This window comes from Empedobacter sp. UBA7611 (assembly GCF_002484365.1).
GTDB lineage: Bacteria > Bacteroidota > Bacteroidia > Flavobacteriales > Weeksellaceae > Empedobacter > Empedobacter falsenii_B.
On record NZ_DLJR01000002.1, the window covers coordinates 1 to 14823 of the forward strand.

17 protein-coding genes are annotated in these 14823 nt (G+C 31.3%); 12 read left to right on the forward strand and 5 right to left on the reverse strand.

Translation table 11 applies throughout. The annotated features are described in order from the left end of the window. Positions 1–691: 691 nt before the first annotated feature. The 6 genes from B3R94_RS00075 (at position 692) to B3R94_RS00100 (ending at position 6290) form a co-directional block, all read left to right on the forward strand. Positions 692–2074: an NAD(P)-binding domain-containing protein gene (locus tag B3R94_RS00075; protein ID WP_291074237.1), complete on the forward strand. Its 1383-nt coding sequence runs from the start codon at positions 692–694 to the stop codon at positions 2072–2074. A gap of 127 nt (positions 2075–2201) precedes the next feature. Continuing rightward, positions 2202–2810 carry a trimeric intracellular cation channel family protein gene (locus tag B3R94_RS00080; protein ID WP_280036959.1) on the forward strand — a complete coding sequence of 203 codons (609 nt, stop codon included), beginning with the start codon at positions 2202–2204 and terminating at the stop codon, positions 2808–2810. Positions 2811–2848: 38 nt separating this feature from the next. After that, entirely contained in the window at positions 2849–3454 is a 606-nt protein-coding gene (locus B3R94_RS00085) for a trimeric intracellular cation channel family protein (protein WP_125350023.1), read from the forward strand. 2 nt (positions 3455–3456) lie between these two features. Continuing rightward, positions 3457–4398 carry a formimidoylglutamase gene (gene hutG, locus B3R94_RS00090; protein ID WP_219035272.1) on the forward strand — a complete coding sequence of 314 codons (942 nt, stop codon included), beginning with the start codon at positions 3457–3459 and terminating at the stop codon, positions 4396–4398. Between the two features lie 124 nt (positions 4399–4522). Continuing rightward, positions 4523–5389, forward strand: a complete 867-nt coding sequence (locus B3R94_RS00095) for a sigma-70 family RNA polymerase sigma factor (RefSeq protein ID WP_019975176.1) — start codon at positions 4523–4525, stop codon at positions 5387–5389. A 55-nt stretch (positions 5390–5444) separates the two neighbouring features. Next, positions 5445–6290 carry a lipocalin family protein gene (locus B3R94_RS00100; protein WP_219035271.1) on the forward strand — a complete coding sequence of 282 codons (846 nt, stop codon included), beginning with the start codon at positions 5445–5447 and terminating at the stop codon, positions 6288–6290. Positions 6291–6327: 37 nt separating this feature from the next. On the opposite strand, the gene mgtE is transcribed toward B3R94_RS00100, so the two are convergent. After that, positions 6328–7647: a magnesium transporter gene (gene mgtE / locus B3R94_RS00105; RefSeq protein WP_125350025.1), complete on the reverse strand. Its 1320-nt coding sequence runs from the start codon at positions 7645–7647 to the stop codon at positions 6328–6330. Positions 7648–7743: 96 nt separating this feature from the next. Between mgtE and B3R94_RS00110 the strand changes: the two genes are divergently transcribed. The 6 genes from B3R94_RS00110 (at position 7744) to B3R94_RS00135 (ending at position 11559) form a co-directional block, all read left to right on the forward strand. Further along, positions 7744–8133, forward strand: a complete 390-nt coding sequence (locus B3R94_RS00110; protein ID WP_125350026.1) for a hypothetical protein — start codon at positions 7744–7746, stop codon at positions 8131–8133. Between the two features lie 60 nt (positions 8134–8193). Next, on the forward strand, positions 8194–8781 hold the full coding sequence (locus tag B3R94_RS00115) for a hypothetical protein (protein WP_114997834.1): 588 nt from the start codon (positions 8194–8196) through the stop codon (positions 8779–8781). 85 nt (positions 8782–8866) lie between these two features. Beyond that, complete coding sequence (gene rpe / locus B3R94_RS00120; protein ID WP_125350028.1) at positions 8867–9514, forward strand: ribulose-phosphate 3-epimerase; 648 nt, start codon at positions 8867–8869, stop codon at positions 9512–9514. A gap of 188 nt (positions 9515–9702) precedes the next feature. Continuing rightward, positions 9703–10203, forward strand: a complete 501-nt coding sequence (locus B3R94_RS00125) for a regulatory protein RecX (RefSeq protein WP_291047174.1) — start codon at positions 9703–9705, stop codon at positions 10201–10203. 94 nt (positions 10204–10297) lie between these two features. Beyond that, positions 10298–10945, forward strand: a complete 648-nt coding sequence (locus B3R94_RS00130) for a hypothetical protein (RefSeq protein ID WP_291047175.1) — start codon at positions 10298–10300, stop codon at positions 10943–10945. A gap of 23 nt (positions 10946–10968) precedes the next feature. Next, entirely contained in the window at positions 10969–11559 is a 591-nt protein-coding gene (locus B3R94_RS00135) for a hypothetical protein (protein ID WP_291062286.1), read from the forward strand. Positions 11560–11599: 40 nt separating this feature from the next. On the opposite strand, the gene B3R94_RS00140 is transcribed toward B3R94_RS00135, so the two are convergent. The 4 genes from B3R94_RS00140 to B3R94_RS00155 form a co-directional block, all read right to left on the reverse strand. Beyond that, a complete protein-coding gene (locus tag B3R94_RS00140) occupies positions 11600–12232 on the reverse strand; it encodes a CatA-like O-acetyltransferase (RefSeq protein WP_291097801.1) in 633 nt (210 codons plus the stop codon). Positions 12233–12261: 29 nt separating this feature from the next. Beyond that, positions 12262–12561 (reverse strand): DMT family transporter, encoded by a 300-nt coding sequence (locus tag B3R94_RS00145; RefSeq protein WP_260392005.1) that lies wholly within the window; start codon positions 12559–12561, stop codon positions 12262–12264. Then, positions 12558–13145, reverse strand: a complete 588-nt coding sequence (locus B3R94_RS00150) for a DMT family transporter (RefSeq protein WP_260392006.1) — start codon at positions 13143–13145, stop codon at positions 12558–12560. Before B3R94_RS00150 ends, B3R94_RS00145 begins: the two co-directional genes overlap by 4 nt. Before the next feature lie 62 nt (positions 13146–13207). Further along, positions 13208–14746, reverse strand: coding sequence for a serine hydrolase (locus B3R94_RS00155; protein ID WP_291097804.1), 1539 nt, complete (start codon positions 14744–14746; stop codon positions 13208–13210). Positions 14747–14823 lie beyond the last annotated feature (77 nt).

The following is a 14823-nucleotide window of genomic DNA, read 5'->3' on the forward strand; positions in this document are numbered from 1 at the left end:
TTTATTAAAAGCCTCAAGATTTATTTCTTGAGGCTTTTTTTGTGGTTATACGTCGCGCTTTAGCTGAACGCTGTAAGCTTTACGCATCTCCAGACTATGTTTTATAAAAAAAGAAGCTTGCTTTCATCCAACAAGAAGCTTCTTCTTAATAAAAAGGAAGCTTCCTTTATAACTTACAACTCATAAATCGAAAAGCCCCTATTTCCCTCAAGTGGATATTTTAACTTCTACTTCTATTCCTGTAAGTCTTAAATCTTATGTCTTATAAATTATAACTTATCACTCAAAACTTACAACTTACAACCCGCGTTAGGGATAGTAGTGGAAATCCTTTTGGAGGAATTGGTTTTCCTGTAATCACTTCCAATTTTCTTCTACAAAAGATTGCAACGGATAGCCCGACCGAAGGGAACGCCTATATAATTACCCTTAGCTTTATGTTTCATTAATATTTGTCCATCTGCTATAATTTTAGTACATTGAAGAATAATTTAATTTGAATAAAATTTTATTTATTCAGCAAGAGGTTTTCTATCTCTTTATATGTTGTAATCATTAGATTACTCATTCTATTCTGTTTTACACAGTTTTTATAGAAGTTAGTTTCTATATCAGGTCGTTTCAGACATAAAAATCAATTACTATCGAGAGATAGTTGAGTAGTTCATATAAGTTTAATTAAAAACAATTCATGAGTTTAAAAGTAGGCATTATCGGGGCTGGACCAAGTGGTTTGGCAATGTTAAGAGCATTTGAGTCAGAAGAGAAAAAAGGTAACAAAATTCCAGAAATTAAATGTTTTGAGAAGCAAGACAACTGGGGAGGAATGTGGAACTACACTTGGCGTACAGGAGTAGGTAAATACGGAGAGCCATTGCATGGCAGTATGTATAAATATTTATGGTCGAATGGACCAAAAGAATGCTTAGAATTTGCAGATTATACATTTTCTGAACACTTTGGTCAAACAATATCTTCTTATCCACCTAGAGAAGTATTATTCGATTATATAGAAGGGAGAATTAAACAAAGTAATGCGCGAAAGTACATTCAGTTTAATACCGTTGCAAGGTGGGTAGATTATGTAGAGGATAAAAAACAGTTTCGCGTTGTTTTTGATGATTTAAAGAAAAATGAAACTTTCGAAGAATATTTCGATTATTTAATTGTCGGAACTGGACATTTTTCTACACCAAATATGCCTTATTTTAAAGGTATCGAGAATTATACAGGAAATGTAATGCATGCGCATGATTTTCGCGGAGCTGATCCATTTAGAGGCAAAGAAATTTTATTGATTGGTAGTAGTTATTCGGCAGAAGATATTGCGGTACAATGCTATAAACACGGAACTAAATCGGTCATAATTTCTTATCGTACAAACCCGATTGATTGTAAATGGCCCGAAGGGATAAAAGAATTGCCTTTAGTGACACATTTTGAAGATAAGAAAGCATTTTTCAAAGACGGAACATCAAAAGAGTTTGATGCAGTAATTATGTGTACAGGTTATCAACACAAATTTCCGTTTTTACCAGATAATTTCCGTTTAAAAACAAAAAACTGTTTGTATCCAGAAGGAATGTATAAAGGTGTAATATCAGATGTTAATGCTCAATTGTTATTTTTGGGAATGCAGGATCAATATTACACATTTAATATGTTTGATGCGCAAGCATGGTTTGCACGTGATTATATTTTAGGACGAATTAATTTACCTTCAAAAGAAGAAATTCAAAAAGATATTCAGAAATGGGTTGATTATGAAAAACAATCGATTTCTGCTGATGATCATGTTGATTTTCAAACTGATTATTTGAAGGATTTAATTCATTTAACTGATTATCCTATGTTCGATTTGGATAAAGTTGCTAATATGTTCAAATCTTGGTTAAAAGATAAAGAAGAAAATATTTTAACTTATCGAGATAAAACCTATACCTCAGTTATGGACGAAACGAAAGCAGAAAAACATCACACACCTTGGATGAAAGAGTTGGATGATAGTTTAGAACGCTATTTGGATGAAGATCCGATTGATGAAAAACAATTAGAAAAAACAAATTATTATTAATATTAACAAAAAGACTAACAAATGTGTTGGTCTTTTTTTATTTTCGATTGTATATTTAAACATCGTTAAAAAAGAAAAGTGTTTATTTTTGACAGAGCACAACACAATATGATTTAATACAATAGAAATGGAGATTCAATATTTTTTCGAATTATTTGGTACACTTTTTTTTGGAATTTCGGGCGCTTTAGCAGCAGATGAAAAATCTGGTAACGATTGGTTTGGTGTAACCTTTATTGCTTTCCTAACTTCAATTGGAGGTGGTACAATTCGTGATATTTTACTTTCCGTTGAAATTATGTGGATAAAGGATGTTAATCTTATTTATGCAGTAGGGATTGGTGTTATTTTAGCGGCAATTTTCTATGAGCCTCTGTTGAAACTTCGTAAAACATTTATGCTTTTTGATACGTTAGGAATTGCTTTATTTACGATTGTTGGTTTAGAAAAAGCTCTAAATCTTGGAATTCATCCTGTAATTGCACCTGTAATGGGAATGTTTACGGCGGTTTTTGGATCCATTATTCGCGATATGATGTTGAACGAAGTTCCTATTATTTTCAAGAAAGAAATTTATGCGTTTGCATGTCTTTGTGGTGCAGTTATTTATATGATTTTATGGAAATTGGGACTTGATCGTAACATCAATTTCTTTATTTCGGGGGCTGTAATTGTCGCAATTCGTTTGACTGCAATTAAGTATAACTTATCATTACCGAAATTCAAAAGCCATTAATTTATAGATTCGTATCTTAGCGAACTAATTTTTTATAGATGGAAATTCAATACATTTTTGAATTATTTGGGACGGTTGTGTTTGCTATTTCTGGTGCTTTAGCTGGAGATGAAAGACAAAAACATGATTGGTTCGGAATTGCTTGTTTTGCTTTTATAACGGCTGTTGGTGGTGGAACTTTACGCGATCTATTTCTTAACAGTTATCCGTTAGTTTGGATAAATGATATGAATGTCATTTACGCAGTTTTTGCTGGAATTTTGTTGGCAGGATTATTTTTTAAATATTTTTCACGATTAAGAATAACATTAATGCTTTTCGATACATTGGGAATTGCTTTATTTACAATTGTAGGTTTGGAAAAAGCGCATTCTTTGGGCGCAAATGATTTTATTTCTGTGATGATGGGAATGATGACCGCTGTAATGGGAGGAATGTTAAGAGATGTTTTGATGAATAGAACGCCTACAGTTTTTGTGAAAGAAATTTATGCAATGGCATGTGTCGCAGGAGGTGTAATGTATTTAATTTTTGAAAGTTTTGGATTAGATCGTAATATCAATTTTATTGTTTCGGGAGCTATTATTGCCGCAATTCGTATTGTTACTGTAAAATATAATTTGTCGTTACCTAAATTTTATTAATCATGCAAAAAACACCATTTAATCAAGAAAATTGGACAGGAAGAATTGATTCTGAAGATGGAGAATTAGGTTTAAGAATTCATCAAGTAATTTCTGATTATGATAAATTTGAATCATCATCTGTTCAACCAAAAGTACTGTTAGGATTTTGTTCGGAAGAAGGTGTTAAACGGAATAAGGGTAGAATTGGTGCGAAAGATTCACCAGATTTGATTCGAAAAAGTTTGGCGAATTTACCTTTACATTTTTCCGAAACTGATTTTATTTTTGATGCTGGAAATATTCATTGTGATGATAATAATTTAGAATCTGCACGTGAAGAACAAATCAATCAAGTGGATAAAATTATCCAACAAAATCATTTTCCGATTGTAATTGGTGGTGGACACGAAACAGCTTTGGGTGATTTTTTGGCTTTAGCAAAATCATACAAAAATATTGGAATTATCAATCTTGATGCGCATTTTGATTTGAGAACGCCAAATCCGCAATCAACTTCTGGAACGCCTTTTTACGAAATGGCAAAGTATTGCGAAGAAAATGAAATGAAGTTCAATTATATTCCAATCGGTATTCAAGAATTAGGAAATACGAAAGCATTATTTCAACGTGCTGAAAATATAGGAGTTAATTTTATTTTGGCAGATGAAGTGCATTTCAATTTGAATAAAGTATTAGATGATTTGAAAACGATTGTTCAACAATTTGATGTGCTTTATGTTTCGTTGGATATGGATGTTTTTGATGCAGCTTATGCGCCAGGTGTAAGTGCAACGACAATTAATGGTTTGACACCTTTTCAGGTTAAATATATTTTGAAGGTTCTAATGAACTCAAACAAAGTGAAAATATTTGATTTAGTTGAATATAATTCGCTTTTTGATGTTGATAACTCGACAGCGAAACTCTCTGCTCAAATGATTTACGAAGTTTTAAGATATTAATTCTGAAATAATTTACAATATTTTGTAACCTTTTTCAGTTATCTGCGTATACATATATAGTGGTGTTGATAAAATGCCAAAAGAAATCGATAATAATCATTAATAATAGGAGGGTTTTAGTTAAATGAGACAGCTTAAAATTACAAAGCAGGTAACAAATCGTGAAACTGCGTCGTTGGATAAATACTTACAAGAGATTGGTAAAGTAGATTTGATTACAGCGGAGGAGGAAGTAGAGTTAGCACAACGTATCAAAGCAGGAGATCGTGTTGCCTTAGAAAAATTAACAAAAGCAAACTTACGTTTCGTGGTATCTGTTGCGAAACAATATCAAAATCAAGGTTTAAGTTTACCAGATTTAATTAATGAAGGAAATTTAGGTTTGATTAAAGCTGCACAACGTTTTGACGAAACACGTGGTTTCAAATTTATCTCGTATGCAGTTTGGTGGATTCGTCAATCTATCTTACAAGCATTAGCAGAGCAATCTCGTATTGTACGTTTACCATTAAATAAAATTGGATCGATCAATAAAATTAATAAAGCCTATGCTTTATTAGAGCAAGAACATGAACGTGCTCCATCTGCAGAAGAAATTTCTGAAGTTTTGGATATGTCTGAAGGTGATGTAAAAGAGTCGATGAAAAACTCTGGTCGTCACGTCTCAATGGACGCACCATTAGTAGAAGGAGAAGATTCTAACTTATACGATGTATTAAACATTGGTGAATCTCCATCTCCAGACGTTCAATTGATGATTGAATCTTTACGTGTAGAGATTGAGCGTGCATTACAAACATTAACGCCTCGCGAAGCTGATTTAATTCGTTTATACTTCGGATTAAACGGTCAACATCCAATGACGTTAGAAGAAATTGGAGAAACGTTTGATTTAACAAGAGAACGTGTTCGTCAAATTAAAGAAAAAGCAATTCGTCGTTTAAAACATACTTCAAGATCTAAGATTTTGAAAACGTATATTGGACGATAGAAACATAAGAAAGCAGCTAAATAAGCTGCTTTTTTTATAAATACTAAAACACTTTATGAGAAACTTTATTTTACTATTTACTCTTATACTTTTTTCAACTTATACTTTCGGTCAAAAGAAAGTTGATCAAAATTTAGTTGGATTTTGGTCTTCTTCAATTCCTAAAACAAAAGCTGATCCTATTGATGGAAAATGGTTAATCAACCGTAAAAATGATGGAACATTTATTTTATATTTTGAGTTGTTGAGTGGTCGAGATTCTATTTATGCAAAAGAAACAGGAACTTGGTGGACAGATAATAATCAGTATTTTGAGGAAGGAAATGAATTAAACTTCAATGATATTTATTTGTATAAAATCAATGAAAATAAAATTGAGTATAGATTAGAAAAAGGAAAATTACCAAGAGGTTTTAAAACGACTAAATATTCAGAAGAAAAAAGTAATAATTTGACAGATTATTATGAAGAAAAGTATTCTGTATATAAAGCTAAAACCATGAAAAAAATCTTTGATATGGAAAGCTCTGTAGATGGGTTTGCATATGATCAGACAGATGGTGAAGCAGACGAACGTTTTGTAGGTATTTGGATAGGTTCGGAAAAAGATAATCAAGTGAAAGGATTATCTAAAGAATGGGCAATGACAAGAAATGCAGACGGAACTTTTGTTTTGGATTTTAAAACTAAAATGAAAGGAAGAAAAACAGAAAATTCTATAGAAAAAGGAAAATGGTGGGTAAAAGATAATAAGTTTTACGAATACCACGAAGATTCTGAATCAACAGATGTTTATGAGTTTCAGATTTTAAATGAAAATCAGATAAAGTTTAAAGCATTTAATATGGCTTTTGAACAAGAAAATGAAACGTACGAATTTATTGATACAAGAAAAAAATAAATGAAAAACTCCAACTAAATTTAGTTGGAGTTTTTTGTTATAATAATTTTCCGCTTAGTAAAATTGCAGCAATTGTAAAATAAATAATCAATCCTGAAACATCAACCAAGGTTGCGACGAAAGGCGAGGATGCTGTTGCGGGATCAAATCCAATTTTTCTCAAAATAAATGGAACTAAAGATCCAGAAAGTGTTCCCCATAAAACAATGACGATTAAAGATAAAGCGACTGTTAAAGCTACATATAGCCAATATTCTCCATAACTATAAATTCCAGTTTTTTGCCAAATTAAGATTCTGATAAAACCAACAAATCCTAGAATTGCACCTAAGATTAATCCCGAAGCAAACTCTTTCTTCATTACATACCACCAATCTTTTAGTTTCAATTCACCCAAAGCCATTGCTCGGATAATTAGTGAAGCCGCTTGAGAACCAGAATTTCCACCACTCGAAATAATCAATGGAACAAATAAAGCCAACACAACTGCTTTTTCGATTTCCTGGTCATAATAACTCATTGCAGAAGCCGTAAACATTTCGCCAATAAATAAGATAACCAGCCAACCTGCGCGCTTTTTGATTAATTCCGCAATAGGTGTTTTAGTATACGAAACATCCAATTCTTCCATACCTCCAAATTTCTGAATATCTTCTGTATCACGCATTTTCATACGATCCAAGATATCGTCAAATGTTACAATTCCGACCAAAACATCATTTTCTGTCACAATTGGCATCGCAGAACGATCGTATTTATCAAAAACTTCTAACGCATCTTCTAAAGGAGTCGTCGTCTTGATTGAAACAAAATTATGATCGATCAAATCTTCTACTTTCGTATCTTCATCAGCCAAAAGAATTTCGCCAATTTTTAAATCATCAATCAATCTATTTTTTCCATCAACAATAAAAATATACGTCAACGTTTCCGCTTTTTTTCCATATTTTTTGATGTGAGCCAAAACTTGTTTTACCGTATAATGTTCTTTTACCTGAATATAATTTGGTGTCATTAAACGTGCAATCGAATCTTCTTTGTATCCAATCAAATTCAGTGCTGTAGCACGTTCTTCAGGATTTAAAAGATTAATGGAATGTTTGATTAATTGATCTGGGAAATTTTCAAAAAGTTCTGTTCGGTCATCAGGATCAAGATTGTTCAAAACCTCGGCTAAATCTTCGTCCGTCAAACTTTTTACAATTTCGTACTGAATATCGGGTTCAAAATAGGAGAATACTTCAACTTTATCATCATTCAAAAGCGAGTAAAAAGCGATGTTTCTTTCTTTTACGTTCAGTGCAGTTAATTGTTCGGCAATATCTGCTGGATGTTGATTAAGCATATTATTTTCCATAAATTTGTTTTTTTATCCCGAGCTGCAAATTAAGTCTTTTTGAGATGAGAAGAAGTATAGATTGGCTACTTTTAAGCTAATTTTAATATAGAAATTATGATGAACAAAGCTGATCAAAACCAAATGAAAGAATATATAAAATCTATGGATGTAGATGACAGATTCGTTGGAATTTGGTCTGGAACTGATCATGGAAAATTTTTTAAAGGCGAAACAAATAGTTGGTTGGTGAATAGAAAAGCTGACGGCACAATGACGGTTAACTTTAAAACGATTTATAGTGATGATCGTGTAACTTTTTCTGAAGACGAAGGCGTTTGGTGTACAATTGGTGATGAATATTACGAGTTTAGAGATTCTGATGAGATGGCAGATATTTATACTTATATTTTTATGTCAAAAGATTCGATTCATTTTATTATCAACGAAGAATTGAAAGACGAAGAACCTTATAACTTTATTGATAATAGAGTTTTCTTGGATTAAAAATAATTTTACTGAATCATTTTTTCTGTTATATTCGTATTGTATTAATTAACACTGAAAATGAAAAAACTATTATTTACTCTCTTATTATCAACTTCACTATTTGCTCAAGAAAAAGCAACAGATTTGTTTAATGCAAACGTTAGTTTTATTGGAATCGGAATTCAATATGAAAAAGCTTTATCCGAAAATTTTACAGCTGTAGGATCTTTAGACTATTTGGGAGGTTTTAAATACAGTTATAGCGATTTTTATGGGAGTGATTTTGAGTATATTTTGACAACAAATATAGCTTTAGAAGGACGTTATTATTATAATTTTGACCGAAGAATTGACAAAGGAAAAAATACCAAAAATAATTCTGGGAATTATATTGCTGTAAAAGGAACTTATACGCCAGATTGGTTAACAATTTCTAATAGTGATAATTTAGGTGTTAATCCACAAGGTTCTATTACGTTCAATTATGGATTTAAACGTTCTTTTGCTCAAAACTTTTTTTATGAGTTTTATACGGGATTAGGACTTTCTCTTTATCAAGAAACATATACAAACTATGATTTTGATAATTATACAACATCAGAAGTAAAGAGTACAAATACAGGAGTTGCCTTAGACTTAGGCTTTCGAGTTGGTTACAATTTCTAAAAAAATATAAATCGTTGAGTTTTCAACGATTTTTTTATTTCATTACCTTTGCACCACAAAATACAAACAAACAACAAATAAGATTATGCCAATAGTAGCACCATCAATTTTAGCAGCCGATTTCGGAAATTTAGCAAAAGACATCGAAATGGTTAATAATTCTCAAGCCGAATGGTTTCATTTAGATGTAATGGACGGCGTTTTTGTTCCGAATATCTCTTACGGAATGCCAATTATTGAGAAAATAAATTCGTTAACAGATAAAGTTTTGGATGTACATTTAATGATTGTTGATCCAGATCGTTACATCTCAACTTTCAAACAAGTTGGCGCAGATATTTTAACGGTACATTACGAAGCGTGTACACATTTACATCGTACAATTCAGGCTATAAAAGCAGAAGGAATGAAAGCAGGAGTGGCGCTTAATCCGCATACACCAGTATCTGTTTTAGAAGATGTGATTAACGATTTAGATTTAGTTCTAATCATGAGTGTTAATCCTGGTTTTGGAGGTCAAAAATTCATTGAAAATACTTACAACAAAGTTTCTAAATTGAAAAAAATGATTACAGAAGCAAATGCAAATGTTATCATCGAAATTGATGGAGGAGTTGGAGTACAAAATGCATCAAAATTGGTAGAAGCTGGTGCAGATGCTTTAGTTGCTGGTTCGGCAGTTTTCAATGCTGAGAATCCAACGGAATATATTGCAGAATTACAAAAAGCTTAATAAAATAGTATTGAGATGTGAGAAATTAGAATTGAGAAGTTCATATTTTTTCCTTCAACTATTTAAAATAAATAATAAAAAACTGAATCAGAAATGATTCAGTTTTTTTGTTGATTCATCTTAAACTTGTTTTGGTATCTTATAAAGTTAATCAAATAATTCTCTCATTAAAATCTTAACTTTGTTGCATGAATTTCTCTAAAGACAACCCAAAAAAGATTTATACGATTGATGAAATCAAAGATAAAATGGCAAAATATTGTCTTTATCAAGATCGTTGTCATTGGGAAGTAGAGAAAAAACTTCGTGATTTTGATTTGATTCCAGAAGCGAAAGATGAGATTATTTTTAAGCTAATTCATTACGGATTCCTGAATGAAGAACGATTTGTTCATAATTTTGTTCGAGGAAAAGTCAATCAAAAAATGTGGGGAAGAAATCGTCTTCGTCAAGAATTAAAAATGCGTCAAATTGATCAAAAATTAATTGAAAAAGCATTTAAAGAAGAAATTGATTTGGATAAATATTGGAATAATTTATTGCATTTAACACAAAAAAAGTTCAATTTATTAGCTTCTGAGCGAGAATCTTTCAAGAAAATAAACAAAGTAAAAGCATATTTAGCGTACAAAGGTTACGAGTTCGATTTGATGAATGATGCTATAGAAACAGTGAAAACAAAAGAGTAATACAATTCATCCTTAAAATTCGACAATTCGGTCAACTATTTTTAAAATTAAAAACGACTTCACTTAATTTTATTCCATAATAAATAAACACATTATGGAAAATTTAGTCAACATCATTATTTACATTCACGCATTTTTTGGAGGAATTGGCTTGGTTGCTGGAACAGCTGTTATGATTATAAAAAAAGGAAATTCGACACACAAAAAAGTGGGAAAAATATTTTCGATTGGTATGTTAGTCAGTTCTGTTCTTTCGTTGATTATTTGTGCTTTTCCAAATCACCACAATTCTTTTCTTTTAATGATTGGTATTTTCACGATTTATATGATTTTGATCGGAAATAGAATTCTAAATTATAAGCGCAAAAACTATTCTAATAATTTGGATAAAATCATTTCTGGAGCAATGTTTATCACATCTATTGTGATGATTGTTTTTGGATTACTTCCACTTTTCACAAGCAATGCAATTGGATTATTGTATTTAATTTTTGGGTTTTTAGGAGGGTTTATGTGTTATCGAGATTTTGTTTTTTACAAGAATACAGAGAATTATAAAAAATGGACAATGAATCATGTTGGAAAAATGGTTGGTGCTTATATCGCTTCAGTAACAGCGTTTTTGGTTGCAGGCGCTGGATTTGGAGACAATATTTATTTTTGGATTGTGCCTTCAATTATCGGAACGATTTATATTTTTTCTTGGTCAAAAAAACTAAATAAAAAAGTTGCAGTGAATTGATTATCTTTAATCAAAACACTTATATGAAGAATTTATATTTTTTACTCTTATTCATTCTTTTTGTTCAATGTGAGCAACCGAGCAGTCAATCTGCTAAAGGTTGGGAAAAGAAGAATGAAATAAAAGCAGATTCAGTTTTTAAAGATGAGAATGTAAATGAAGTTATTGAACAAGCTATTGATATTACAAAAAGTAATCATATACCAATTAGAACAATCTCTCTCTTTTTCGCAAAAGAAAAATTTTATTTATATATTTCTTCGACTGGACAAGATTGTTCAATAGGGAATTATTATACATTACCAATTACTATTCAAAATACAGATTATACTATTCTTTTAGATAAAAATGAAGTATTAGATGAATATATCGATATCTCAAATTTAAATTATATCCCTTTAGATAAAGAAAAAATAATATTCTGCTGTGAAATAAAAGGTTACGCTTTTCGATTTCATAAAGATGAAGAAGGAAAGTATCAATTAAGAAAGTTGGAGCATTTTTATAATTATACGGATGATTTTGTTTTAGAAGAAGATAAAAAATATTTTCCTATTCAATATGAGGAAATTCCAGAACAAGAACCGTTTATTCATCCTAATGATGTAAAATAAAAAAACGAATTTCGAAACTCGAAATTCGTTTTTACTATTTCTAATATTTACCTAATTCTTTTTCAAATTCTTGCAGATAATTTGCCAAATGAAAACCATCTACAAAACCATGATTCGCCTCAATCGAAACAGGCATATACATTTTATCGTTTTGCGTATACACTTTTCCAAAAATAATTCGCGGAATAGATTCTCCTGTTCCAAAGTTACTTGGTTGCACTAATCCCGTAAATCTCGACCATGGAAACGTAGAATGACGAACCAAGCCAATGGTAATTTCTTCATTTTTGATGTGCAAACCAACCGAATTTTCTACACTTTGTATTTGCTCTTGAAGTTGTGCGTTAAATGCATTAAAATCTTCGGTAAAATTCATCAACGCAAAACCAAAAGTTCCGTCTTTTCTACCAATTGTTGTTCCGCAATCTAAATGATCGTACACAAAAATTTCATCATCTTCGATGCGATATTTAAACTCATTAATCTTATTTTCTGCCAACATCGAGCAATGTAAATAGACTGCGAAAAAAGACAATTTATTTGCTTTGGCAAATTTGTACGCTTTAGAACATTCAACCTCCGCAACAACTCCGACATACGGATTATCCATTTTCGAGAACATATTAAAATGCTCTATACGATTCCAACCTTCAGGATTAAATTTCTGTTTCATTGATGCAAAGTTAAAAATAGGATTTACAATTACTTCAATCTTTTTTGTTGATATGCATCACCAATTACATTCAGAGTCACGCCTAGAATAATCATAAAAATTCCTAAAGCCAAACTCAACGAAAAATCTTCACCAAAGATCATAACACTTACAGCAACGGCAACCACAGGTTCTGATGCGCCAAGAATAGAAGTGGCTGTAGAACCAATGTTTTTAATTGCATAAATCAAAGCGATGCTCGAAACAACTGTCGTAACAAACGCAAATATAAAAAAGTTGAAGGTTAATTCTAATGATGGTAAAATGAAGGATTCTTTGTGAATAATCATTTTGTTGCGTAATAAATCGTTGTAAATAGAAACGAATAAAAGCTTAATGTAAAGCCTTTTATATCTCGTACTTTCGATTTGTTGACTGTCACAATATATAATCCGTAACCCAAAGCACTGATAAAAACAATTCCTAATCCGATTGGATTTAGCTCGAATTTTCCTTCTTTGAAACTTAGTAAAATTACACCAGCCAGTACAAAAACAATGGCTACAATAGTTGAAATTGTAATTCTTTCTTTGAAGAAAACAGCCATTATGATGGCAACAATCAACGGATAAACGAATAATAATGTGGAGGCAATTCCAGGAGTTAAATAATCATAACCTAAAAATAAGGCATCCGCTGAGATTCCGTACAATAATCCTAAAATGATTAAAAATGGAATCTGTTTCACATCTATTTTGAATGATTGTTTTTTGATGAATAAATATGTTCCGACAATCAATGCAGAAAAAAAGAATCGATAGAATAATGTGGTATCCATCGAAAAATTTGCTTGTTTTATAGGAAGGATAAATAATGGAATTAATCCATAAGATATGGACGATATTAGCCCATATGCGTAACCTTTGAATTTCATTTTTAATAGAAAAAACGAAGTTCGAATTTCGAACTTCGTAATTGATTAGTATTTATTAAAATTTATTTTCTCGTAAAATCTAAATCTTGGAAATCGTAACTGAAATCTGTTAACGGAGAAATGGCTCTCATTTTGAAACCTGTCATTTTTCCATCTTTCATTTCTGCATAAACAAAAGCGTCTGCATGGAAATAACGATTGTACCATTTTACTGCAAAAGTATTGTCTTTGTAAAATGACATTTCACCAGTTAATTGAGGCGAACGTTTCGATTCAAAAATGATTTTTCCTTTCTTTTCATAAATTACAACATCACCAAACCAATTGTCTTTATACGTTCCGATTACGCTTTTTGAATCAAATTTGATGGCTTTATTTTTTTGATTTGCTTCAACTGTTTTCCAAACTTCATCAGTAATAACATCGGCTTCTTCCACATTTTTCTTCATCATATCATCATACGTTTTTACCCAATCTGTAGATGGATTTTTTAAGTAAAAATCTTTGATTGTATTCGAAATTGCTCGGAAAGCTGCACCCGATTGTTGGTTAGTCAAAATCACAATTCCTAATTTTTCTTGAGGATAAAACATCGTTTGTGTTACAATTCCTTCCAATCCACCAGTATGCGAAACTTCCAATTTTCCGTTCATATCCTGCAATTGCCATCCCAAACCATAGGCTTTGAATAATGAATTATAAGGTGGAGTTGTACGATTTGGTTGTAAAGTTTGTGGCGTTATCATTTCGTTCATTTGTTTTTCCGAAATAATTTGTTTTCCATTCACTTTTCCTTTATCTAAATTGAATTGCAACCATTTTGCAATATCATCAACATTAGAATAAATTCCTGCAGCTGCATCAAAAATAGTGTTCGTATAACGATCAATGACTTGTAATTTTCCGTCAATCGGAACGTGTGGATCAATTGCATTTTTCTTGTCTTTTACTAAGTGCCAATTCGCCGCTGTATTCGTCATTCCAATTGGTTCTAACAATCTTTTTGTTACAAAATCTGTCCAAGATTGCCCCGAAACTCGTTCAATCACAACTCCTGCAATAATATATAATAAATTATCGTAATCATATTTGACACGAAAATCTGAAACTGGTTTTAAAAACTGAATATTAGAAATAATATCTTTAGGAGTGAAATTGTGTCCATCAGGCCAAACCATCAAATCTCCTGCGCCCAAACCTAATCCACTGCGATGCGTTAATAAATCACGAATTGTAAATTCTTTGGTTACATAATCGTTGTACATCTTGAATTCAGGAATGTGCGTAATCACTTTATCATCCCACTTTATTTTTCCTTCATCAACCAAAATTGCCAAGGCCGCTGCTGTAAAAGCTTTCGAGTTAGAAGCAATTCCAAAATTTGTATTAGACTGAACTTTTTCTCCCGTTTTAAGCGATTTTACACCATAACCTTTCGAATGTACAATTGTTCCATCTTTGATAACCGCAACAGACATTCCAGGAACATCAAAAGTTTTCATGGCATTTTCTGTGACTTGATCAATGGTTTGATTCGAAATATTTTGTCCAAAAGCTGTAAAAGAAGCTAATGTGATTGTTGATAAAAGTATATTTTTCATGTGTGAATTTGAATTTTCACGAAGTTAGAAATTTTTATTCATCAGCTTATAGCTTTTAGTAAAATATCAAAAATAGA